The 24,360-nt window shown below is 60.4% G+C and carries 16 protein-coding genes; 13 read left to right on the top strand and 3 right to left on the bottom strand.

All coding sequences use genetic code 11. The features are described from left to right. The first annotated feature begins 35 nt into the window (after positions 1–35). Positions 36–1,625: a SusD/RagB family nutrient-binding outer membrane lipoprotein gene (locus tag F6X24_RS18510; protein ID WP_151089400.1), complete on the top strand. Its 1,590-nt coding sequence runs from the start codon at positions 36–38 to the stop codon at positions 1,623–1,625. Positions 1,626–1,751: 126 nt separating this feature from the next. Continuing rightward, positions 1,752–3,623 carry a beta-N-acetylhexosaminidase gene (locus F6X24_RS18515; protein ID WP_151089401.1) on the top strand — a complete coding sequence of 624 codons (1,872 nt, stop codon included), beginning with the start codon at positions 1,752–1,754 and terminating at the stop codon, positions 3,621–3,623. A gap of 123 nt (positions 3,624–3,746) precedes the next feature. On the opposite strand, the gene F6X24_RS18520 is transcribed toward F6X24_RS18515, so the two are convergent. Then, positions 3,747–5,813 (bottom strand): alpha amylase C-terminal domain-containing protein, encoded by a 2,067-nt coding sequence (locus F6X24_RS18520; protein ID WP_151089402.1) that lies wholly within the window; start codon positions 5,811–5,813, stop codon positions 3,747–3,749. Between the two features lie 72 nt (positions 5,814–5,885). Here F6X24_RS18520 and ggt point away from each other — a divergent pair, with 72 nt between their 5' ends. The 4 genes from ggt (at position 5,886) to infB (ending at position 12,948) form a co-directional block, all read left to right on the top strand. Next, positions 5,886–7,637 (top strand): gamma-glutamyltransferase, encoded by a 1,752-nt coding sequence (gene ggt / locus F6X24_RS18525; RefSeq protein WP_151089403.1) that lies wholly within the window; start codon positions 5,886–5,888, stop codon positions 7,635–7,637. A gap of 147 nt (positions 7,638–7,784) precedes the next feature. Next, on the top strand, positions 7,785–8,258 hold the full coding sequence (locus tag F6X24_RS18530) for a ribosome maturation factor RimP (protein ID WP_151089404.1): 474 nt from the start codon (positions 7,785–7,787) through the stop codon (positions 8,256–8,258). Positions 8,259–8,336: 78 nt separating this feature from the next. After that, positions 8,337–9,734, top strand: coding sequence for a transcription termination factor NusA (gene nusA, locus F6X24_RS18535; RefSeq protein WP_151089405.1), 1,398 nt, complete (start codon positions 8,337–8,339; stop codon positions 9,732–9,734). Between the two features lie 124 nt (positions 9,735–9,858). Then, positions 9,859–12,948 (top strand): translation initiation factor IF-2, encoded by a 3,090-nt coding sequence (gene infB / locus F6X24_RS18540; protein ID WP_151089406.1) that lies wholly within the window; start codon positions 9,859–9,861, stop codon positions 12,946–12,948. A gap of 155 nt (positions 12,949–13,103) precedes the next feature. On the opposite strand, the gene F6X24_RS18545 is transcribed toward infB, so the two are convergent. Next, entirely contained in the window at positions 13,104–13,532 is a 429-nt protein-coding gene (locus F6X24_RS18545) for a hypothetical protein (protein ID WP_151089407.1), read from the bottom strand. 91 nt (positions 13,533–13,623) lie between these two features. Beyond that, positions 13,624–14,046 carry a large conductance mechanosensitive channel protein MscL gene (gene mscL, locus F6X24_RS18550; RefSeq protein WP_151089408.1) on the bottom strand — a complete coding sequence of 141 codons (423 nt, stop codon included), beginning with the start codon at positions 14,044–14,046 and terminating at the stop codon, positions 13,624–13,626. Positions 14,047–14,282: 236 nt separating this feature from the next. On the opposite strand from mscL, the gene F6X24_RS18555 reads away from it, so the two are divergent. From F6X24_RS18555 to F6X24_RS18585, 7 genes are all read left to right on the top strand, one after another. Next, positions 14,283–15,077: an enoyl-CoA hydratase/isomerase family protein gene (locus F6X24_RS18555; protein ID WP_151089409.1), complete on the top strand. Its 795-nt coding sequence runs from the start codon at positions 14,283–14,285 to the stop codon at positions 15,075–15,077. 99 nt (positions 15,078–15,176) lie between these two features. Beyond that, positions 15,177–16,691, top strand: coding sequence for an oligosaccharide flippase family protein (locus F6X24_RS18560; RefSeq protein ID WP_151089410.1), 1,515 nt, complete (start codon positions 15,177–15,179; stop codon positions 16,689–16,691). Between the two features lie 391 nt (positions 16,692–17,082). Next, positions 17,083–17,442, top strand: a complete 360-nt coding sequence (locus F6X24_RS19505; RefSeq protein ID WP_151089411.1) for a Sec-independent protein translocase subunit TatA/TatB — start codon at positions 17,083–17,085, stop codon at positions 17,440–17,442. Positions 17,443–17,483: 41 nt separating this feature from the next. Further along, complete coding sequence (gene tatA, locus F6X24_RS19390) at positions 17,484–17,960, top strand: Sec-independent protein translocase subunit TatA/TatB (RefSeq protein WP_151089412.1); 477 nt, start codon at positions 17,484–17,486, stop codon at positions 17,958–17,960. Positions 17,961–17,963: 3 nt separating this feature from the next. Further along, on the top strand, positions 17,964–19,400 hold the full coding sequence (gene gatA, locus F6X24_RS18575; protein WP_151089413.1) for an Asp-tRNA(Asn)/Glu-tRNA(Gln) amidotransferase subunit GatA: 1,437 nt from the start codon (positions 17,964–17,966) through the stop codon (positions 19,398–19,400). A 116-nt stretch (positions 19,401–19,516) separates the two neighbouring features. After that, positions 19,517–21,748, top strand: a complete 2,232-nt coding sequence (locus F6X24_RS18580; RefSeq protein ID WP_151089414.1) for a LysM peptidoglycan-binding domain-containing protein — start codon at positions 19,517–19,519, stop codon at positions 21,746–21,748. A gap of 224 nt (positions 21,749–21,972) precedes the next feature. Continuing rightward, a complete protein-coding gene (locus F6X24_RS18585) occupies positions 21,973–24,243 on the top strand; it encodes an NADP-dependent malic enzyme (protein ID WP_151089415.1) in 2,271 nt (756 codons plus the stop codon). Positions 24,244–24,360: the final 117 nt, after the last annotated feature.

Here is a 24,360-nt window from a genome sequence, read left to right on the forward strand (position 1 = left end):
TGTTTTCAATCCGGCTATTTTTAACCAGCTCTCTTATGAAACGCATTTTCCCCACCTATACCCTGCTGTCGGCCGCAATCCTGGCAGTAGCCAGTGGCTGCACCAAGAGCTTCGACGATATTAACACCAACCCCTCGACGTACAGCCAGGCAAACTTTGACGCCAACTACCTGCTGACGACGGCGCAGCTGGGGTATACCGGCAGCGCCGACTTTGCCTACGAAACCTGGCGCGCCAACCTGATTTACAGCTCCACCATGATTCAGGGGCTCTCGACCGTGGTCAGCTACTGGGCGGGCGATAAGTATCTGCTCAACGAGTCATACACGGCGGCTTACTGGGGCATTAATACCGACGGGGCCTACGCCGAGCAGGTAAAGCCGATTACCGACTTAGTACAATCTACCGACGGCAAGGTCAAGTACAAAAACCTGCACCAGGTAGGTCGCATCATGCGGGCCCTGATTATGGAGCGTATTACGGACCTCTACGGCGATGTGCCGTACTCGCAGGCCGGCATGGGCTACTACACGGGCGTCATCACCCCCAAATACGACAAGCAGCAGGACATTTACACCGACCTGCTAAAGGAAGTGTCGGAGGCCACGGCAGCCCTCGACCCCACGGCTGACATTCCTTCGGGCGATGTATTTTACAAAGGCAATATTCAGCAGTGGCAGCGCTTTGGCAACTCGCTGCTGCTGCGCATTGCCATGCGCCTGACTAAGGTAGACCCCGCCACGGCCCAGAAGTATGCTACTCAGGTGCAGGGCAAAACCATGCAGAGCGATGCCGACAATGCGTTTGTGCTGCACGACGTGTCGGGGGCCAGAGTCACGCAGAACCGCAACAGCCAGGTACTGCTCGGCGACGGCGGCCAGGAAAACTACTACGTGAAATGGTCGAAAACCTTTATTGATTTCCTAAAATCGACCAACGACCCGCGCTTGTCGAAAATCGCCGTCACGCAGCTCTACCTCAAAGACGTAAGCAAAGACCAGAATCCGGGGGCTATCGCTACGGCAGCCGTGCAGAAAGGCATGCCCAATGGCAAAGACCTGAGCGGCCGGGCCGGCTTCGATATCTCGACCGACCCCACCTACACCTCGTTTCCCGATTACTCGTCGCCTAGCCCTGGCATGATAAAGCGCAACGGCCCCACGTTTATCCTCACCTACGGCGAGTCGGAGCTGCTGCTGGCTGAGGCAGCTCAGCGCTGGGGACTGGGCAGCGCCTCGCAGCACTATGCCGCCGGCGTTACCTCGGCCTGCAGCTACCTGAGCCAGTACGACCCCACCCTGACCGTAGCCGCCGCCGACATCAGTACCTACCTCACCGCTAACCCTTACAACGCGAGCCAGGGGCTACAACAGATTAACTCGCAGTACTGGGCCCTGACCAACACCATGCTCGATTTTTACGAGTCGTGGTCGAACTGGCGGCGTAGTGGCTATCCCACCCTCACGCCCGTGGTGTACCCCAACAATGCGACCAACGGCCAGATTCCGCGCCGCTTCCCCTACCCCATCTCCGAGACCACGACCAACCCCGACAACTACAAAGCAGCCAGTGCCGCCGTGCCGGGCGGCGACAACCTGATGGGCCGCGTGTACTGGGATAAATAACCACGCCTTTTACGCAGGTTATTATACCTCAAAATAGCACGTCATGCGCCGCCCGGCGAAGCATGACGTGCTATTCTTTTAGTTGTCCAACTTACTTACGAACGCTTTTTTCGTCCTTAGCAGCTTATGGTTTTCAGCTTTTCATTCATCCCCCGGCTTGTTGGTTTACTGGCAGTAAGCTTATTGGCAGCCGCGCCCGCGCGGGCGCAGCCGGCCGAGGTGCCCGCGCAAAGCCTGGGGTTGGTGCCGCTGCCCCGCCAGGTAAAAGCGTACGCCGCCACCTACGCGCTGCCTCAAAAAATCAGCCTCTACGCAGTGAGCAAGGACGAGCTGAACGTGGCAGGGCTGCTGAAAGAAATGCTGGCGCCCCTGGGCAAAATCGTGACGCTGACCACCAACCGCCAGCAGGCGCAGATTAAGCTGCTCACGGCCCCTACTGCCCACCCTGAGGGCTATCAGCTGGTAGTAGACAAAGCCGGCGTGCGGATAACGGCGGCGGGCGGCGCGGGGCTTTTTTACGGCAGCCAAACCCTTCTTCAGCTGCTGCCAGCCCGGCCAACGGCCACTGCGCGCGTGCCTTATGTACGTATTACCGACGAGCCGGCTTTTCGGTGGCGGGGCGGTATGCTCGATGTGTGCCGACACTTCTTTTCGGTGGGGTCTGTGAAAAAGTATATCGACTTCCTGGCGGCTTACAAGCTCAATACTTTTCATTGGCACCTCACCGACGACCAGGGCTGGCGTATCGAGATTAAAAAATACCCTAAGCTGACCCAAATCAGTGCTTTTCGCAAGGAAACCCTGCTCGGTGCCCAACAATTATTTAAATCGCCGGCCGATTTTAAGTACGACGGCCAGCCCTACGGCGGCTTCTACACGCAGGCCGAAATCCGCGACGTGGTAGCTTATGCCGCGCGGCGCTACATCACCATAGTGCCCGAAATCGAGATGCCGGGCCACTCGGTGGCCGTACTGGCTGCCTACCCCGAGCTGGCGTGCAGGCCCGGCCCCTACGAAACCTGGACCAAATGGGGCGTGAACGAGGATATCGTATGCCCCACTGAGCCCACAATTCATTTTTTTGAAGATGTACTAACGGAAGTAACCACTTTATTTCCGGGCAAATACGTGCACATTGGGGGCGACGAAGCACCCAAAACCCGCTGGCAGGAAAGCGCCGCCGTGCAGGAGCTTATGAAGCGTGAAGGACTCGCCGACGTAGAAAAAGTGCAGGGCTGGTTCAACCGGCGCATCGAAGCGTTTTTGGCGAGTAAGGGCAAAAAGCTCATTGGCTGGGATGAGATTCTGGACGGCGGCATCACGCCGGGCGCTACTATCATGAGCTGGCGCGGCGAAAAAGCCGGCATAGAGGCCGCCCGGCATGGCAACGACGTAGTGATGGCGCCGAGCGGCTACCTCTACCTCGACGCCGGCCAGAACCCGGTACCGCACAGCCCCAACGAGCCGCTGATGATTGGCGGCTACCTGCCGCTGGCCAAAGTATATAACTACAACCCCCTGTCCCCCACCCTCACGCCCGAGCAGCAAAAGCATATTCTGGGGCCTCAGGCCAACCTGTGGACCGAATACATCACGACGCCCCAAAAAGCCGAGTACATGCTGTTTCCGAGGCTGCTGGCCGTGGCGGAGGTGGCCTGGACGCCGGCGGCCAGTAAAAGCTACGTCGATTTTTTGCCGCGCATGAGTCAGCAGTTCGCCCGGCTCGACGCTAAAAAAATCAATTATCGCGTGCCCGAGCCGCTGGGCCTGGACAGCACCAGCCTGGTGAGGCAGGGCGGCAAAGCAGTAGTTACGCTCCGCTCGCTGGTGCCCGGCAGCCAGATTCGCTATACCCTGGATGGCACACTACCCGACGAGACTACCGAGCTGTATAGCAAGCCATTGGCCGTGCCCCTCAACCGCCAGCTCACTGTTCGGGCCGTAACCATCGCGCCCAATGGCCGCAAAAGCCCGCCGGCGGATTTATTTATAAGATAATATATTTATAATATTCTATTTTATAATTTATTACCACAGTGCTCAGACCAAACCCGCTATGAGCTCTGCGGCAAGCCAACGGCCGGCCAAAAGCCGGACACAGTACGCAACGCCAAAACCCGGCTAGCTATCCCGGCTCAGCACCAGAGCCGTGCGGCTGGGTACGTACAGCCGCAGGCGCGGCGCTTCGGCCGTGCCGCCCCCGCCCAGCGTGTCGTACACCACCGCCTCGTCGAGACGGTCGAAGCCCCCAAACTCCGGCTTGTCGGAAGTAAATATCAGGTGGTAGCAACCCGCTGCCGACACGGGAACGGCATAATCGAAGAAGCTTTCGCTTACCTGAAAGCTGAATACGAATATCAATCCGGCCCGCTCAAACGCAATGATGCTATTACCGTGGTCGAGGTTGAGCAGCCGGGCCGGCCCGTGTACCAGCAGCTGCCGCTCGCGGGCCAGCGCCAGCATGCCCTTATCAAAGGCCAGGAGCTGGGCGTAGCGCAGGTCGGGGTTGTCGGCCAGGCTCCACTGCCGGCGGGCGTAGTGGTAGCTCCAGTCGTTGCCGGCGCGGGGGAAGTCAATCCATTCGGGGTGGCCAAACTCGTTGCCCATAAAGTTGAGGTAGGCCTCGCCGCCCGCGCTCAGCGTAAGGAGCCGGATGAGCTTGTGCAGCGCCGTGGCCCGCGCCGCGCCACCGTCGCTGTCCTCTACGTGCATGTGCTGGTAAATAGCATCGCCGTAGAGCCACTGGGCCAGCGTCTTATCGCCTACCAGCGCCTGGTCGTGGCTTTCGGCGTAAGCCACGGTTTTTTCGCTTTGGCGGCGGTTTACCAGCTGATGCCAGAGCTCGCCGAGGTCCCAGTCTTCATCGCGCTTGTGCTTAAGGGTTTTAATCCAGAAATCGGGCAGCCCCATGCCCAGCCGGTAGTCGAAGCCCACCCCGCCGTCGGCAATGGGGCGGCACAGGCCGGGCAGGCCGCTCATGTCCTCGGCGATGAGCAGGGCCGACTTTTTCAGCTCGCGCACCAGCGTGGTAGCCAGCATAAGGTAAAGTATGGCGTCGTCGTCGGCATCGGAGCCAAAATAGCTGTCGTAGCCCCCAAAAGCGTGGCCCTCGCCGTGGTGGTGGTAGAGCATCGACGTAACGCCATCGAAGCGAAAGCCATCGAAGTGAAACTCTTCGAGCCAGTAGCGCAGGTTGCTAAGCAAAAACTGCTGCACTTCGGGCCGGCCGTAGTCGAACAGCTTCGAGTCCCAGCCGGGGTGGTTGCCCCGCTCGCCCTTGTGAAAATACAGATTGCCCGAGCCGTCGAAATCGGCCAGGCCCTCAGCCTCATTCTTCACGGCGTGCGAATGCACCAAATCCAGCAAAACCACTATATTACGCCGATGCGCCTCGTTTACCAGATATTTTAAGTCTTCGGGCGTGCCGAAGCGCGAGGAGGGCGCAAAGAAATTGGCTACGTGGTAGCCAAAGGAGCCATAATACGGATGCTCCAGCACGGCCATCAGCTGCACGCAGTTGTAGCCTTCGGCCTGAATGCGGGGCAATATATAGTCGGCAAACTCGCGGTAGCTGCCCACCCGGCCTTCCTCCTGGGCCATGCCGGGGTGCGCCTCGTAAATGAGCGGCTGGCCCTTGGTGGCGTTAGCGACGCGGAAGGCTTTATCCGTCCACTTAAACGGCGCTTCGGGCACCCAGAGCTGGGCAGCATAATCCTTGGTCTGCTCGTCCTGCACCGCACGCCGCAAATAAGCCGGCAGCCGGTCTTTACCCTGGCCGTGCGCCACTACGTGCAGCTTGTAGCGTGAGCCGGCGGCCGGGCGGCGGCCGTTCGCGTCGTCCGCAATAAAGCCCTCCCAGATGCCGCTGGCTTCGTCTTTTTGCAGTGGGTCGGCCTGCCGGTTCCAGAAATTAAAGTCGCCGACCAGGCTCACTGCCTCGGCGCCGGGGGCCCACTCCCGCACCACGTAGCCCCGCCGGCGGGCATCGTAGTGCAGCCCCAGCTGCTCGTGCGCGGTGGCAAACTTGCTGAGCGAGCCATAGGCCTGCTTGATGGCAGCCAGGCGGGCGGCCAGCCGCTGCTGGCGGGCCAGCAGCACCGGCTCGTAGGGCTGCAGCCAGACGTCTTCCTGGGTAAGTGTCAGCACGGGAACATAAGCAGCGGCCGGAACCTGGGTTTTGGCAGACATAAGGCAAGAGAAATTAGCTTTTCAAAGGTAGGTAGCTGACCAGTTGCGACGCGGCGATGCCTACTTTGCAGCATGCATACGTTTTCGCGTTTTTCTTCGGCTGCTTTGCTGCTGGCTGCGTTGGCCGGGCCAGCGCTGGGCCAGCACACCGCTCCCCACCCCCCTAAGCCAGCTATTGCCGACCAGCTGCCGCCAGCCGCCGCGCCCGTGGTGGCTCGCCATGCACTGGTGGTGTCGGCCCACCCGGTAGCGTCTAAGGTAGGCCGCGACGTTATGCAGCAGGGCGGCAACGCGTATGACGCAGCCGTAGCCGTACAGTTTGCGCTGGCCGTGGTGCTGCCGGTAGCCGGCAACGTGGGCGGCGGTGGCTTTATCGTATACCGCGACCACGCGGGCCCGGCCGGCACGCTCGACTTCCGCGAAACTGCCCCGGCCGCTGCCAGCCGCGATATGTACCTCGACGCGAGCGGCAATGTGGTGCCCGGCCGCAGCACAGCGGGCGTGCTGGCCGTGGGCACGCCCGGCACCGTGGCCGGCATGGAAGCTTTACATAAAAAGCTCGGTAAGCTGCCCTGGGCTAGCCTGGTAGCGCCGGCCGTGCGCCTGGCTGCCAGGGGCGTGGCGCTCACCCAGAAAGAGGCCGCTGGCCTGAACCACAACCGCGAAGAGTTTATCAGGAATAACCCCGGCTCCCCGCCCCTCTTCGTACGGGCGGCGGCCTGGCAAAAAGGCGATACCCTAAAGCAGCCCGAGCTGGCCGCGGTGCTTGAGCGTATTCAGCACCAGGGGCGCGCGGGCTTTTACCAGGGCCGCACCGCCGAGCTGCTGCTGGCGGAAATGAAAAAAGGCGGCGGCTTGCTTACGCAAAAAGACCTGGATACCTACCAGCCCAAGTGGCGCGCCGCGCTGCGCGGCACCTACCGGGGCTACGACGTGCTTACGATGCCGCCGCCCAGCAGCGGCGGCGTGGCGCTGCTGCAAATTCTGCAAACGCTGGAGCCGCATAATCTGGGCCGGCTCGGCTATCACACGCCGGCTGCGGTAGCGCTCATTACGGAGGCCGAGCGCCGCGCCTATGCCGACCGCGCCACCTACCTCGGCGACCCCGATTTTGGCAAGGTGCCCGTGGCGCAACTATTAGCAAAAAACTATATTAAGCAGCGCGCCAGCACCATCCGCCCCGATGGCCAGGCCACGCCCAGCGCCCAGGTTGCGGCCGGCCCCGGCCTGCCGCGCTACGAAAGCGACCAGACCACCCACTACAGCATCGTCGATGCCCAGGGAAACGCCGTGAGCTGCACCACTACCCTCAACGGCGCCTACGGCAGCAAAGTAGTAGTGGCCGGCGCGGGCTTTCTACTTAATAATGAGATGGATGACTTCAGCGCCAAGGCCGGCGTGCCCAACGCCTACGGCCTCGTGGGGGGCGTGGCCAATGCTATTGCGCCCGGCAAGCGCATGCTCAGCAGCATGACGCCTGCCATCCTGGTCAAGAATGGCAAGCTGGCGCTGGTTACGGGCACGCCGGGCGGCAGCACCATTATTACCAGCGTGCTGCAAAGCATTTTAGCCGTAGTCGACTACGGGGCCGATGCCGAGCAGGCGGTGGCGGCCCCGCGCCTGCACCACCAGTGGCTGCCCGACCAGCTCGACGTGGAAGCCGGCGCCCTCACGCCCGCCGCCGAGAAAGTATTGCAGGAAAAAGGCTTTAACCCCCAGCCCCGCCCGGCATGGGGCCGGCTCGACATCATCCGGGTGCTGCCCGATGGCCGCCTCGAAGGCGGCGCCGACCCGCGCGGCGACGATGCGGCGGTGGGGTATTAAAATCGCCCGTCATGCTTCGCAGGCTCCGCATGACGGGCGATTGCAGTAACCTCGAAAAATTGCGTATCTTTGCCCCAGAAATTGGTATTCAATCTGAAAAGAGGGGACGCGCAGTCCCCTCTTTTTTTGCCCTAGCCCCCGCCTGTCATGGCTCAATTTGACCGCCACCGCATTCAGCAATTGCTCGCCGACGCCCTCGGCGACAGCGGCTTATATGTGGTTGACCTCACCGTGTCGGACTCGGTGATGCCTAAAATCACCGCGACCCTCGACGGCCCCAACGGCCTCGGCATCCAGGAGTGCGCCCAGGTAACGCGCCGCCTCAACCGGGGCCTCGAAGAGGCTTACGGAGAAGACGCAGCTTACTCACTCGAAGTGACCTCGCCGGGCGCCGACCAGCCCCTCACCGACCCGCGTCAGTATACGCGCCACGTGGGCCGTAGCCTGGCCCTGAAAATGCAGGACGGCACCACCAAAACCGGCCCGCTCACCGCCGTTACGCCCGAAGGTATTGAACTGGAAGAAGTTATTAAAGTCAAAACCAAGAAAACCACGTTGCCCGCCGTCTTTATTCCTTTCGGGGACATTCAGGAGGCTACCGTTGTTATCTCTTTCAAATAAGACTGAGTAAGGGGTTTGCCCGCCGAGCGCGCTACGCGCCGGAGACGCTACCCTACCAGCCGGAAACCATTCACTCTTATGGCTAAAAAAACCACTCCCAGCCCCCAGGAAGTAGCCTCCGCCCAGGCCGACCTAAATGCCCGGATGCTCATCGAGAACTTCCAGGAGTTCGCCAAAAGCCGCAACATCGACCGGCCCACGATGATGTCGATTCTCGACGACGTGTTCCGGACGATGATTCGCAAGAAGTTTGAGGACGACTCCAACTTCGACGTTATCATTAACCCCGACAACGGGGACCTCGAAATCTGGCGCAACCGCGAAATCGTGGACGACGACTCGGAGGATATCTGGGATTTGGACAAGATTCCGCTGGCCGAGGCCCAGAAGATTGAGCCCGACTTCGAGATTGGCGAGTCGGTAGCTGAGCCGATTAAGATTGAGGACTTTGGCCGCCGGGCCGTGCTGCTGGCCCGCCAGACGCTCATCCAGCGCGTCAAGGATATGGAGCGCGACAATCTTTACCAGAAATACAAAGACCTGGTGGGCGAGATTATCACCGGCGAAGTATATCAGGTATGGAGCCGCGAAGCGCTCATTCTGGATAAGGATGAGAACGAGCTGGTGCTGCCCAAGAGCGAGCAAATCCCCAAGGACCGCTACCGCAAGGGCGACACCGTGCGCGCCGTGGTGCACCGCGTCGACGTCGTAAACGGCTCGCCGAAAGTGATTCTGAGCCGCGCCGCGCCGGCCTTCCTGGAGCGCTTGTTCGAGCAGGAAGTGCCCGAGATTTACGATGGCCTCATCAGCATCAAGAACGTGGTGCGCGAGCCCGGCGAGCGCGCCAAGGTAGCCGTGGAGAGCTACGACGAGCGCATCGACCCGGTAGGTGCCTGCGTGGGCATGAAAGGCTCCCGCATTCACCCGGTAGTGCGCGAGCTGATGAACGAGAATATCGACATTATCAACTATACCGACAACCTGGAGCTGTTCATCTCGCGGGCCTTGTCGCCGGCCAAGGTTGGCTCGATGAAAATCAGTGAACAAACCGGCCGGGTTTCGGTGTTTATGAAGCCCGACCAGGTAAGCCTGGCCATTGGCCGGGGCGGGGCCAACATCAAGCTGGCCTCGCGGCTGGTGGGTATGGAAATCGACGTTTTCCGCGAAGCCACTGACTACGAAGAGGATATCTCCCTCGACGAGTTCAGCGACGAGATTGAGCCCTGGATTATTGCTGAGCTCAAGAAAATCGGCCTCGACACCGGCCGGGCAGTGCTCGCCGTGAAGAAAGACGATATCGTACGCCGCACCGAGCTGGAAGAAGAAACTGTGGACGACCTGTACCGCGTCATCCGGCAGGAATTTGCCGATGATGACAATCTGCCGACCGACGACGTTGTTGTAGCGCCGGCTTCCAGCGCAGAAGCAGCCGCCGCACCAGACACTGACACCGAAAGCGCCCCGGCCGCCCAATGAGGGCCGGGGCCGACCGCCAGCGGGTAGTATATTAAATCAAGCCAGTAGGCTTGACTTATAGCCTGCTGGCCAGATTTAATCTTTACCTTTGCACCCTGAACGTAATCGTTCGCGACATATTAGAATGGCGGAAGCAACCCCGAAACGGCTACTACAGGCGGCCAAAGACCTGAATATTGGCATCGACCGGGCCGTCGAGGCCCTTTCCCGCAAAGGGATTGCGGTAGAGAATAAGCCTACTACCAAGCTCACCAGTGAGCAGGTAGGGCTACTGGAAAAAGAATTTGCAGCTTCCGCCCAGGATAAGCAGGAAGCCCAGCGCCACACGCAGGCCCGTCGTCAAAGCGAGCTGAACGCGCAGGCCCAGGCCGTTGTGCCCAAGCCCGCGCCGGTAGCCCCGCCGGTACCCAAGCCCGCGCCGGTAGCGGCTCCTGTTGCCGCCCCTGTGGCCGTGGCAGCCCCCGTATCGCCGGTACCGGCAGCTGCTCCGGCCCCATCACCCGCCCCCGTAGTAGCAGCACCGGTACCAGTAGCAACCCCGGCACAACCCGCACCGGTAGCGCCCGAGGCTCCTAAAACACCCGGCCTCAAAGTAATGGGGAAGATTGAGCTGGACAAGAAAGGCCGGGTTATCCCGGTCCGCCCTCCGGCTCCCGTTCCGGCTCCGACCCCGGCTGCCGCACCAGCTCCGGTTGCCGAGGTAAAGCCTGCGCCAGCCCCACAACCTGCTCCTACTCCGGTAGCGGCGCCGGTTGCCGCTGCTCCGGCACCAACCCCCGCACCGGTGGCCGCCGCTGCGCCAGCACCGGCTGTTGCTGCTGCCAGCGCACCGGCACCCGTTGCAGCAGCTCCGGCACCTGCGCCAGAAGCACCAGCTACCCCCGATGCGCCCGCTGGCGAAGAAGGCACTATTGTAGCCAAGGCCGACCAGCTCAAAGGCCTGACGGTACTTGGCAAGATTCAGCTCCCGCTCGATTCGAGCCGGCGCGGACCGGGCGGCCGTGGCCCCCGGCCCGTGGCTTCGTCCGACGTCCGCAAGAGTGGCGTGGGTACCAACAACCAGAAAAAGCGCCAGCGCCTGCCGGCCCCTGGCCAGCCAGGCGGCAACACCGCGGGCGCCGGGCAGCAAAGTGGTGGCTACCAGGGCAACCGGCCCGGCGGCCCCGGTCAGGGTGGCAATCGCCCCGGTGGGCCCGGCCAGGGCAACCGGCCTGGCGGACCGGGCCAGGGTGGCAATCGCCCCGGTGGGCCCGGCCAGGGCAACAATCGCCCCAGCACCCCGCAGCCCGCGCTTACGCCTGAGCAGAACGACAAGCAGATTCAGGAGCAAATCAAGGCTACGCTGGCGAAGCTGAGCGGTGGCAAAAACAACGCCGCCGCTAACCGCGCCAAGTATCGTCGCGACAAGCGAGGCATGGCCGCCGAAGAGCGCGAAGCCCTGCGGGCGCAGAATGAGCTTGATGCTAAAACCCTGAAGCTCACCGAATTCATCTCCGCCAACGACCTTGCGTCGTTGATGGACGTGAACGTGAACGAGGTTATCAAAGTGTGCCTGGGTATGGGGATGTTCGTCTCCATCAACCAGCGCCTCGATGCCGAAGCCATTACGGTGATTGCCGACGAGTTTGGCTACGACGTCGAGTTCCTGTCGGCCGAAGAGGACGAGGAGCCCATCGACATGACCGATGCGCCCGAGGATTTGCAGCCCCGTGCCCCCATCGTGACTATCATGGGCCACGTCGACCACGGCAAAACATCGCTTCTGGACTATATTCGAGAAGCAAGCGTGGCCAAAGGCGAAGCCGGCGGCATTACGCAGCACATTGGGGCCTATGAGGTACGCACCAAGTCGGGCAACCCGATTACCTTCCTCGATACGCCGGGTCACGAGGCCTTTACCGCCATGCGGGCCCGTGGCGCCAAGGTCACTGACATCGCGATTATCGTTATCGCGGCCGACGACTCGGTGATGCCCCAGACCAAGGAGGCCATCAACCACGCGCAGGCAGCAGGGGTACCGATTATCATTGCCATCAACAAGATTGATAAGCCCGCTGCTAACTCGGAGAAAATCCGCGAAGAGCTTTCGCAGATGAATATTCTGGTGGAAGAGTGGGGTGGCAAATACCAGAGCCAGGAAGTATCGGCCAAGTCGGGTATCGGCGTGGACGACCTGCTGGAAAAAATATTGCTCGAAGCCGAGTTGCTCGACCTCAAGGCCAACCCCGACCGCAACGCGGTAGGAACGGTTATTGAAGCCGAGCTCGACAAAGGCCGGGGCTACGTCACCACCGTGCTGGTGCAAACCGGCACGCTCAACGTGGGCGACATCGTACTGGCGGGCCCGCACTACGGCCGCGTCAAAGCGATGACCGACTACCGCGGCAAGAAGAAGAAAGTAGCCGGCCCGGCCACGCCGGTACAGGTGCTTGGCCTAACCGGCGCACCGCAGGCCGGCGACCGCATTCAGGTGATGGAAACGGAGCGCGAAGCCCGCGAGCTGGCTACCCAGCGCCAGCAGCTGGCCCGCGAGCAGAGCATTCGTACCAAAAAGCACATCACGCTGGACGAGATTGGTCGCCGCCTGGCTATCGGCTCGTTTAAGGAGCTCAATATCCTGGTAAAAGGCGATGTGGATGGCTCGGTAGAAGCCCTATCCGACTCGCTGCTCAAGCTGAGCACGCCCGAAGTGAAGGTGAACATCCTGAGCAAAGGCGTAGGTGCCATCTCCGAAAGCGACGTGCTGCTGGCCTCGGCCTCCGATGCCATCATTATCGGCTTCCAGGTGCGGCCCTCGCAAAGTGCGCGGCGCCTGGCCGAGCAGGAGCAGATTGACGTACGCCTGTATTCCATCATCTACAACGCCATCAATGAGGTGAAGGACGCGATGGAAGGCATGCTGGCGCCTACCGTGCAGGAGATGGTGGTGGCCAACGCCGAAGTGCGGCAGGTATTCAACATCACCAAAGTCGGCGTCATTGCCGGCTGCATGGTTACGGACGGCACGTTTACCCGCAAAACCCGCGTGCGGGTGGTGCGCAATGGTATCGTACAGTACACGGGAGAGATTCAGGACCTCAAGCGCTTCAAGGACGATGTTTCGGAAGTACGCCAGGGTTACGAATGCGGCATCTCAGTCAAAAACTTCCACGACTTGCAGGAAGGCGACAACATCGAAGGCTTCGAAGAGCAGGAAATCAAGCGCAAGCTGTAATCCTGGATTTCAGCCAGCGCTTTCGGGCCGCTCCTATCCCACCAAAAAGGCCACTCGCATGCGAGTGGCCTTTTTGGTGGGATAAAGGTTGGGAACACACTTACAGCAAGCGGGGGGCATTGCTGGCTGGGGCTGCTGAATGCCCGGTTGAAATGCTAGAAGAAGAGAAACTTCTTTTTGCGCCCGTGGTCGTGCACCAACGGCTTGCCGGTGGTATGAGCGCCCATTACCACGCGGCGCGAAACGCCTTTCTCCTGCTCCTGGCCCGGCAGGGCCTTGAACTTGCGCACGGTAAACGACCCGTTGGTTTTATCAAGCTGCCGATACGGGCCGCCTTTCTCAACGCCAAAGCTGGTGTTGCCGGTACGGGCCTCCAGCACTTGCAGCTGCTGGTCGCGGGCAGCATCTTCGGGGCTCATCTGCTGCTGGCGGCGGGTACGGGCCGCATCGGGGCTGCTGGCCGAAGCTGGCCGCGCCGGTGTGCCAGGAGCCGGAAAGTTGGGCGCGGCCGATTGTGCCTGCGCGGGGGCCGCCAGCAGCAACGCCATTATAGCCAGTGGCGCGGAAACAACTAGTTTTTTCACGGATTAGGAAAGAATAGCCAAAGAAGCGGGTAGCAATAGGATATAAATGCCGGGCTGGAAAGGGAAGTTCCGGCCCGGCTTGGCTAAGCAGTTAGCGCGTGCGGAGCGCGGCCAGAATTTCGGTCAGCAGTTCCTGGTCGCGCGTAACGACCGGAGCAGCTGCAACTACTACCGGCGCGGGCTTTTTGAAGCGGTTAGCCATTTTCACTACCCAAAAAATGACGAAGGCAATGATGAGGAAGTAAATAACGGCGTTGAGGAAGTTGCCATAGCTTATTACGGCGGCTTTCGCATCCTGGGCGGCCTTCAGCGTGTCGTAATGCTTACCGTTAAGAGCGAAAAACTTCTCTTTGAAGTCGATACCGCTTGTGAAGACGCTCAGAATAGGCATGATGATATCGTCGGTCAGCGAGGTGACGATTTTGCCGAAGGCGCCACCGATGATAACGCCAACGGCGAGGTCGAGCACATTTCCCTTGGAAATAAACTCTTTGAACTCAGAGACAAAGCTCATAGGCTTGGTGAGAAAAGGTGAAAAGAATAGCATTGCGTCGACTGATAAGCCTGACTTAAGCGAGCCAATATAGCTGGCTGCCACAAAGTTTGGTGCAATACGCCAGCGATTAGCCAGTATTTCGCCCTATGCGTGCTTTCAGCCCACGAAACAGGGCTGCGAGAGGGCCAGCCCGACGGGCTGGCTACCTGCCGTACCTTTGGCAACTCCGCTTTTTGCCAACCTACTGCTACTTTATGGCGACTTCGTTTGAAAACCTACTGTATGAACTGGACACTGATTCCGGTATTCTAACTATTACGCTTAACCGCCCGGCCAAGCTAAACGCCCTGAACGCGGCCACAATCGGCGAGCTGGGGGTGGCGATTGAGCAGGGCCGGGCCGATGCGGCGGTGCGCGGCATTCTGCTTACGGGCAGCGGCGAGAAGGCTTTTGTCGCGGGGGCCGATATTCCCGAGCTGGCCGCCCTTAGCGGCCCGGACGCACAAGCCGCGGCTGCCCGGGGCCAGGCCGTTTTCCGGCGCTTCGAAACCAGCCCCAAGCCCGTGGTAGCCGCCGTAAATGGCTTTGCGCTGGGTGGTGGCTGCGAGCTGGCCATGGCCTGCCACATTCGGGTAGCTTCCGAAAATGCCCGCTTCGGCCAGCCCGAGGTAAACCTGGGCTTGCTGCCCGGCTACGGCGGCACCCAGCGCCTGGTGCAGCTGGTGGGCAAGGGTAAGGCCCTGGAGCTGCTGCTCACGGCCGACCAGCTAAAAGCCGAGGAGGCCCTGCGCCTGGGCCTGGCCAACCACGTTGTGCCACTGGCCGAGCTGCTGGCGTTCAGTAAAAACCTGCTGCTCAAAATTCTAGGCAAAGCACCCGTGGCAGTTGGCCTGACAATAGACTGCGTCAATACCTTTTTTGAGGAGGGAGGCCAGGCCGGCTACGCAGCCGAAGCCAGTGCCTTTGGCCAGGCATTTGGCACGGCCGACTTTAAGGAAGGCACGGCGGCCTTCCTGGAAAAGCGCCCGGCAGTGTTCAAGGGGAATTAAAAGCTATGAATTAAAAATTAAGAATTGACTTGTGACAGTTCAGAGCAACTGACTGATTATCAATTTTTAATTCATATTTAGATTTTTAATTCGACCTGGATGAGTATTGCGAAAAAGCTGGCCTCCCAAACGGCCATCTACGGCGTCAGCAGCATTGTGGGGCGGGTACTTAGCTACCTGCTGGTGCCCATTTATACCGGGCACTTTGCAGCGGCCGAATACGGCATCGTGACGGGGCTTTACGCCTACGTGTCGTTTCTGAACGTGGTATTCACGTACGGGCTCGAAACCACGTTTTTTCGCTTTGCCAACCGGCCGGGTGAAGACCAGCGCACCCTCTATAACCGAACCCTCAGCCTACTGCTGCTCAGCAGTGCCGTGCTCACGCTGGTGCTGGCGCTGCTGGCCCGGCCCCTGCTGGCGCTGCTGCACCTGCCGCCCGGCCACGAAGAGTACGCAGTTTGGATAGCGCTTATCCTGGGCATGGATGCGGTGGCAGCGCTACCCTTCGCTCGCCTGCGCCTCGAAAACAAAGCCCGCAAGTTTGCCACTATCCGCCTCACCAACATCTTATTGTATGTCGGGCTCAACCTGTTTTTCATAGTGCTATGCCCGGCGGTAGTAAAAAGCGCGCCTGGTAGTGCACTAGGGGCGCTACGACCTTTGGTAGCAGCAGTTTACAACCCGAACCTGGGAGTTGGCTACGTATTTTTGTCCAACCTGGCGGCCTCGGCGCTTACCCTGCTGCTGCTGGGCTACGAGCTGCTCGATTTCCGCTTCCAGTGGCCCCGGCTCGCTTTTCTACAACCCCTGCTAGCCTATGCGCTGCCCCTTATGCTGATGGGCCTCGCCGGAATGGTCAACGAAACCCTCGACCGCATCCTGCTGCCGGCCTGGCTACCCGAAGGCTTTTATACTGGCCAGAGCCGGCTGGCCGCCGTGGGTGTATACGGGGCCTGCTACAAGCTCAGCATATTCATGTCTCTTATTATTCAGGCATTCAGATATGCAGCTGAGCCTTTTTTCTTTGCTCAAAGCACGGAGAAGAACTCGCCGGCCACCTTCGCGCTGGTGCTGAAATGGTTTACCCTTTGCTGCACCTTTATTTTTGTAGGCATTAGCCTGAATCTCAGCTGGATTGGCCCCTTGTTTCTGCGGCGCCCGGAATACTTGGCCGGCCTGGGCGTTGTGCCTGTTCTGCTACTGGCTAACCTGTTTTTGGGCGTGTACTACAACCTATCGGTCTGGTTTAAGCTAACCGATAAAACTTATTTTGGCACCTACATCGGGGCGGCCGGGGCGGTGCTCACCATCGTGCTCAATTTCATTCTGATACCGGTATTTGGCTATACAGGCAGTGCCTGGGCTACGCTGGCGTGCTATTTTATGATGGCCGGCATTTGCTGGTGGCTGGGCGAGCGGCATTTCCCGGTGCCTTACCCGGTGGGGCGGCTCCTGCTGTGGCTGCTGGGCGCGGTGGCCCTGGTAGTGGCGGGCCAGCCGCTTGTGCGGGCGCTACCCGGCAGCGGCGGCTACGCGCTGGGCCTGGGGCTTCCCTTGCTCTTTGCCACACTGGTATATGCGCTGGAGGCACGGCGCAGCTTACGGGAGTGAGCGGATAAAAAAAAGCATCGAACAACGTCCGATGCCTTTCTGAGCTATGAAAACAAACTTAGCCAACTTCCTCTGCCTCGGCAGGCTGTTAAGACAGCGCTACTCCGGTTAAGGCTGCTAACCACTACAAAGGTGCATCAACTTTGAGTAATACCAGAGATTTCTCGATGAAAATGGCTGGCGACCGGCTTAACACTACCATAATCTGGCCGACGGCCGGTCAGAGTCCAACTTTCCACATTAAACCTGCGTGGCACGCGGCGCTCTACTTGGTAAGGCAGCCTGGCCTAAAGCCATTAGCCGACCAGCCGGTACCTTTGCCCGTCCAAAGCCTTCGTTTTTACGTATCTTCGTTTTCAACCATTTTTACGGCTTTGCAGCCGGCACGCCCATGCTCCTTTCCTTGCCCTTATTGTTTCTGAGCAACCCCAGAACCATTATATTCATCATCTTTATTCTGGTGCTGTTTTTTGGGGCCAAGCGTATTCCGGAATTGTTTCGGGGCGTAGGCCAGGGGGTGCGCGAGTTTAAGGATGCCAGCAACCCTGAGCCCCAGCGGCCTGCTAACCCGAATTATAACCAGCAGCCCGGCTACAACCAGGGTGGCTATCCGCAGCAGCCCCAGCAAGGCTATGCGCAGCAGCCCGGCTACAACCAGAACGGCTATCCGCAACAGCCGCCGCAGTATGGTCCCCCCGCGCAGGGCCAGATGCCCCAAGCTCCTTATAACCCTAACACCCCGGCCAGCTAGGTAGCCAGCCTTATCCGTCTCCGCTTTTATTTTTTGTACGTATGAACTCCCCCCTGCTTTTCTTAGGCGACATCGGCGGCTCCGAGCTGATTCTGATAATGGTCGTCATTCTCATCTTTTTTGGCGCAAATAAAATTCCGGAGCTGGCCCGGGGCTTGGGCAAGGGCATCCGCGAGTTTAAGGATGCCAGCAGCGAAATCCGGAACGAGTTTGAGCGGGCCGGCCAGCCGAACCCGAATCAGCCCTATAATAACCAGGGCTACAACCCCAATCAGCCCTATCAGCCGCAAAACCCGGCTTATGGCCAGCAGCCTGCGCCCTATCAGCCGGCCCCCGGAGCGCCTACTCCCCTGGCCGGCGACTACGTAGCGCCGGTAGCGGGCTATACCGCGCCGGGCGCCGTAGATTTGCCGACGGCGGGCCAGCCGACCTTTCACCAAAGCACCCCCATTCCGCCCACGGCGGATGCGGTGCCTGGTGCGCAGCCCCGCCTCGACCAGCCATCAACCGACGTTTAAGATTTGAAACCTCTGTTTTCTTCCCTTTCGGAAATTCAGCGCGAGCTGGCGGCGGGCACTACGTCCTGCCGCCAGCTCGTTGAGTATTACCTTGATAACATCAGCCAGCGCAACGCCGAGCTGAATGTATTTCTGGAGGTATGGGCCGATGAGGCCCGCCAGCAGGCTGTTGCCGTAGATGAAAAGCTGGCCCAGGGTACGGCGGGTAAACTTGCCGGCATGGTTATCGGGCTGAAAGACGTACTGGCCTATCAGGGGCATTCGCTGCAAAGCAGCAGCCGCATTCTCGACGGATTCAAGTCGCTCTTCACCGGCACTGCCGTGCAGCGACTGCTGGCCGAGGATGCCATTTTTATTGGTCGCCAGAACTGCGACGAGTTTGCCATGGGCGGCTCAAACGAAAACTCCGCTTTCGGCCCGGTACGCAATGCGCAGGACCCCAGCCGGGTACCGGGCGGCTCGTCGGGCGGCTCGGCCGTAGCCGTCCAGGCCGATATGTGCCTGGCTTCCATTGGCTCCGATACGGGCGGCTCGGTGCGTCAGCCGGCCGCGTTTTGCGGTGTTATCGGGCTCAAGCCTACCTACTCGCGCATTTCGCGCTACGGATTGGTAGCATTTGCGTCATCTTTCGACCAGATTGGGCCTATTACGCACTCGGTAGAAGACGCAGCCCGCCTGCTGGAGGTAATGGCCGGGGCCGATGGCTACGACAGTACTGCCAGCCAGGAGCCGGTGCCTGCCTACAGCGAGCTGCTTAATCCGGCTACTCAATACCGTATCGGCTATATAGCAAACGCCATAGGCCGCCCAGGTTTGCAGGCCGAAGTGCACGAGGCGCTGCAGCAAACGCTCGATACGCTGCGTAGCCACGGCCACGCGGTAGAGGCCGTGGAGTTTCCGCTGCTGGAGGAGATGATTCCGACCTACTATATTCTTACCACGGCCGAGGCCAGTTCCAACCTCTCGCGCTTCGATGGGGTGAAGTATGGGTTCCGGGCACCCGACGTGACGGACCTGGAATCGCTCTATAAAAAGACCCGCGCCCAAGGCTTCGGCCCCGAAGTGCAGCGGCGTATTATGCTGGGCACCTTTGTGTTGAGCGCCAGCTATTACGATGCGTACTATACCAAGGCGCAGCGCGTGCGGCGGCTTATTAAAGAAAAAACCGACGAGCTGCTGCGGCAGTACGACTTTCTGGTGCTGCCTACTACGCCGACTACGGCTTTCAGGCTTGGCGAAAAGCAAGACCCGGTTTCGATGTACCTGGCCGATATTTTTACGGTGCAGGCTTCGCTGGCCGGAGTGCCTGCCATTTCGATACCCGCCGGCCAGGACCACGCGGGCATGCCCATTGGCTTACAGATACTAAGCGGGGCATTTCGGGAAGCTGATTTACTGGCTTTTGCCAATACGCTGACCACAGTAGAAGCAGCCAACTAGATTAGCCAGCGGCTTTAGCATTAAGCGAGGCGCGCAACAGTACTGGCAACCCCGCCGTATTGTTGCGCGCCTCGCTTCGGTTAGGTAGTTCAGTAATTGTCATTTACCTTAGCCTTATGAAAGTTTTACAGCAACCGTCCGCGCCCTTTACCGGCCCGCGTAGGCCGCATCTGGCGCGGCGACTGTTGCTGCTGGCCCTTACGCTGGGGGCGGTTCCGGCCTTGGCGCAGCGGGCACCTCGGAGCCACGAAGCCCCCCGCCCGCCCCAATCCAGCCTTATTCCGGGTGATACCATCCGGCAGGTGGTAGAGCTGCCTGCCGCCACGCTCGACTCGCTGGCGGCCGAGCCGCTGACCGAGCCGGCCGTTGACTCGGCCCGCCTGGTGTGGCTCCAAACGCCGCCGACGCTCTACGAGCTGGTGAACGACCGCATGAATTGCATCGAAACCGATGCGCCTCATCAATTTAACGCGGCAGTACTGGCTTATGTGCGGCTGTTTACTGAGCGGCAGCGCGGCTACACGCAGCGGGTGCTGGAGCGCGAGCAGTTTTATTTCCCGACGTTTGAAAAATACCTGGCTCAGTATAACCTGCCCACTGACCTGAAGTACTTATCGGTAGTAGAGTCGGCGCTGATACCCACGGCGAAGTCGCCGGTAGGCGCGGTAGGATTATGGCAGTTTATGCCGCCTACCGCCAGCGACCTGCGCCTGAAGCGCGACGAATGGGTAGATGAGCGCATGCACCCCGAAAAAGCCACCGAAGCCGCGTGCAAGCATCTGCGCTATCTGTACGGGGTATTTCACGACTGGGAGCTGGTGCTGGCGGCCTACAACTGGGGGGCGGGTAATATGCAGCGGGTTATTCGCAAAACCGGCAAGCATACGTTTTGGGAGCTCTATCCGCACCTACCAGCCGAAACGCGCAATTATGTACCCACCTTCACGGCCATTATGTATGCCATGAAGTATGCCAGCGAGCACGGCCTGAACGACCCGGCGCTGCGCTACCAGCGTTATGAGCCCCTCGATACCTTGGGCGTGCGCGGCCAGGCCCTCGACCTGCGCCGCCTGAGCCGGGCGCTGGGCTATGCCGACTCGCTGACGCTGGGCCGCTACAATCCCGAAGTGCGTCATGGCGGCCTGCCCGCCGGCTACCGGCCCTACGTGTTGCGCTTCCCCAGCGCGGCCCGCGAGCACCTTGGCGAGGTAGACCGTGCTACGCTGCTGGCTTATTGCCAGCCGCTTACCGACCTGCCGCAGCTGCTAGCTCCCCGCCCGGTGCGGCTGGCGGGCGTTGCGCCCTGGCCAACCCGCGATGAGCTGGCTGCCAGCAGCGGCCCCCGCGCCGAAACCAGCGAAACTACGCCGCGCTACCGCCGCTTGCACTACACTGTGCGCCGGGGCCAGACAGTAGCAACCGTGGCCGAAAAATTTGAGGTGAGCCCGGCGCAGGTACGCCGCTGGAACGAGCTGCCCAAGCACGCCACCCTGAAGCCCGGCCGCGAGCTGGTCGTGTTTGTGCCCATGCCAGCCGCCCCGGCACCTGCTCCCGTAGCAAGTGCTTTACCCGCTACGCTGGTACCGCACCGGATTGCTCAGGCTGATAGTGCGATGCAGGCTCTGGCTGCCGCCAATGCGCGCTACGCCCGTGAGGCCCAGCTACTGGCGCAGCGCGAGGCCACTCAGGCGCAGGAGCTGCTGCGTATTCAGAAACAGCAGGCGGCCCGCGTGGCGGCGCAACAGCGCCAGGCTATTTTCCGGGCGGCAGCCTTGGCAAAAGCAGCGGCAGCTGAAGAAAAGGCCCAGCAGCTGGCTAACACCAAAGCCCAGGCTCCCACCGCCCCCGACGACCTCGTGGCCAGCGCCGATAGCAGCGCGGCTCCAGCTCACCCCCGCCGCAGCCGCCCGAAGCCACTGGCTGCTGCACTGGCGCAGCCCCGCGAAGCAGCCGAGCCTTCACTGGCTTCAAAGGCTGGTAGCAGGCCAGTCCACAAAGCAGATACATATATCGTGCGGCCCGGCGACAACCTGACTAAGCTGGCCCAGGAGCATGGCGTGACGGTAGCGCAGGTGCGGGAATGGAATGAGCTGCCGGGTGAAAGTGTGCTGGTAGGCCAGCGGCTGCGCTTTGGCGCCGCCCCCGATGCGCTGGCCACCCACGCCGACGGCCAGCGCAAGCCTGAGCGTGCCGAGCCCCGCCTGAGTACGCATACGGTGCAGGCCGGCGATACGCTCTACAATATCTCGCGCCGCTTTGGCGTAAGCGTGGAAGAGCTGCGCCGCCTCAATCACCTCACTACCGATGCCGTGAAGCTGGGGCAAAAGCTGGTAGTGCAGGCTGGCTAGATTTACAGCAAGCTATTCCGCTCTTATTCCTGACCAAGCAGCACGCAAGACGGGGGCTGCTTCCTGCACCTGCTTATCTCAGGCCGACAACTTTACTTGCCCACCGGCGCCCGGCGTAGTGTATGCCGGGCGCTGTTTTTTTGGATAAGCCCGGCCGGTATAACCAAATGTACCCGAACTTGCGGCCTGGAATTCCGCCCTGCCCAGTAACCTATACGATTGCGATGCTTAAGATAAACCGCGAAGATGCCCTGGCCTACCACGAGCAAAGCCCGCAGGGGAAGATTGAAGTTGTTCCCACTAAGCCCGTCAGCACCCAGCTCGACCTGGCGCTGGCTTACTCGCCGGGCGTGGCCGAGCCGTGCAAGGAAATCGCTAAAAACCCCGACGACGTGTATAAATACACGGCGAAAGGCAACCTGGTAGCCGTTATCTCAAACGGCACAGCGGTGCTGGGCCTGGGCAACATCGGGCCCGCCGCCAGCAAGCCTGTGATGGAAGGCAAAGGCGTACTATTCAAGAAGTTTGCCGGTATCGACTGCTTTGATATCGAGATTGATGCCAACGACCCCGACGAGTTTATCCGCATCGTGAAAGCGCTGGAGCCCACGTTTGGCGGCATCAACCTGGAAGATATTAAGGCTCCCGAATGCTTCCGTATTGAAACGGAGCTGAAGGCGCTGATGAAGATTCCGGTGATGCACGACGACCAGCACGGCACGGCCATTATTTCATCGGCCGCGCTGCTGAATGCGCTCGAAGTAGTGGGCAAAAAGATTGAGAATATCCGCCTGGTAGTGAGTGGCGCGGGCGCGGCCGCCATTTCCTGCCTGCGGCTGTACGTGGCGCTGGGCCTGAAGATAGAGAACGTGGTTGTCTTTGATAAAGACGGGGTTATCAATACCCAGCGGACCAACCTTGCTCCGATTCAGATGCAGTTTGCCACCACGCGGCCGATTTCGACGCTCGACGAGGCAATGGAGGGCGCCGATGTATTTCTGGGTCTTTCGGCCGCCAAGGTGCTGCCGGCCGGCCTGCTGCTGCGCATGGCCGACAACCCCATCGTGTTTGCGCTGGCCAACCCCGAGCCCGAAATCAGCTACGAGCTGGCCACCAGTACCCGGCCCGACCTGATTATGGCCACTGGCCGCTCGGACCATCCGAACCAGGTGAATAATGTATTAGGATTTCCCTATATATTCAGGGGTGCCCTGGATGTGCGGGCTACCGAAATAAACGAGGCTATGAAACTGGCGGCCGTGCGCGCCCTGGCCGAGCTAAGCAAGGAGCCGGTGCCCGATATGGTGAACAACGCTTATGGCGACAACACGCTGGCGTTTGGGCGCACGTATCTCATTCCCAAGCCCCTGGACCCGAGGTTGATTACCAGTCTGTCGCCGGCCGTGGCGCGGGCCGCCATGGAAAGCGGCGTGGCCCGCCGGCCCATCACCGACTGGCAGGCCTACGAAGACGAGCTACGGGCGCGCCTGGGCCTCGACCGCAAGCTGATGAACCGCATCACGTCGGCGGCCCGCGCCAACCCCAAGCGCGTGGTCTTTGCGGAGGCCGATAACTACAAAATTCTCAAGGCCGCGCAGCTCGTGCGCGACGAAGGCATTGCCCACCCCATTTTGCTGGGGCCGCACGCCAAGATTCAGGCCATTGCCCAAGCCAATAATATTGACCTGGATGGCTGCGAAATCCTTGATATTCTGCAGGATGAAGCCACGCGCACCGAGTACGCCGAGCTGCTGTACGAGAAGCGGCAGCGCCGGGGCATTACCCTGTACGAGGGCAAGCGCTTGCTGCGCGAGCGCAACTATTATGCGGCTATGATGGTGGAAACCGGGGCCGCCGACGCCTGCATTACGGGCCTTACCAAGGATTATGGCAAGAGCCTCATCCCGTCGCTGCAGGTTATCGGGCCGGCCGACGGCATCAAGCGGGTATCGTCGATGTACATTATCCAGAACAAGAAAGGGCCGTACTTTTTCGCCGACACTACGGTGAACATTAATCCGACGGCAGAGGAAATGGTGGAGATTATCGGCCTCACGGCGCGGGCGGTGCGCTTCTTCGACTCGGAGCCGCGCGTGGCGGTTATTAGCTACTCCAACTTTGGCTCGAATGCCGGCCCGCTGCCCGAAAAAACCCGCCGGGCCACCGAGCTGGCCAAGCAGCGCTACCCCGACCTGCTCCTCGACGGCGAAATGCAGGCCAACGTGGCCCTGAACCTCCAGCTGCTGCAGGAAAACTACGGGTTTTCGCCTTTGGCGGCCAAAGGAGCTAACACGCTGATTTTCCCGAATGTAGAGTCGGGCAACATTGCCTACAAGGTGCTTCAGGAAATTGGCGGCTCCGAGGTAATCGGGCCGGTGCTGATGGGTATGCGCAAGCCGGTGCATATTCTACAGCTCGGCGCTAGCGTGCGCGACATCGTGAACATGACCGCCATTGCGGTAGTGGATGCGCAGCGCGACGGCAAAGCACTGTAGCGTAGAGCTTGAGGGATGAAGATTCAATGTTATTTTTGATAGATTGAATGTGCTGGGCGAGCGGCCGGAAGTTGTTTTTCGGCCGCCCCTACCACTTATTCAACCAAACGGCCTTGC

The organism is Hymenobacter baengnokdamensis, from assembly GCF_008728635.1.
Classification (GTDB): Bacteria; Bacteroidota; Bacteroidia; order Cytophagales; family Hymenobacteraceae; genus Hymenobacter; species Hymenobacter baengnokdamensis.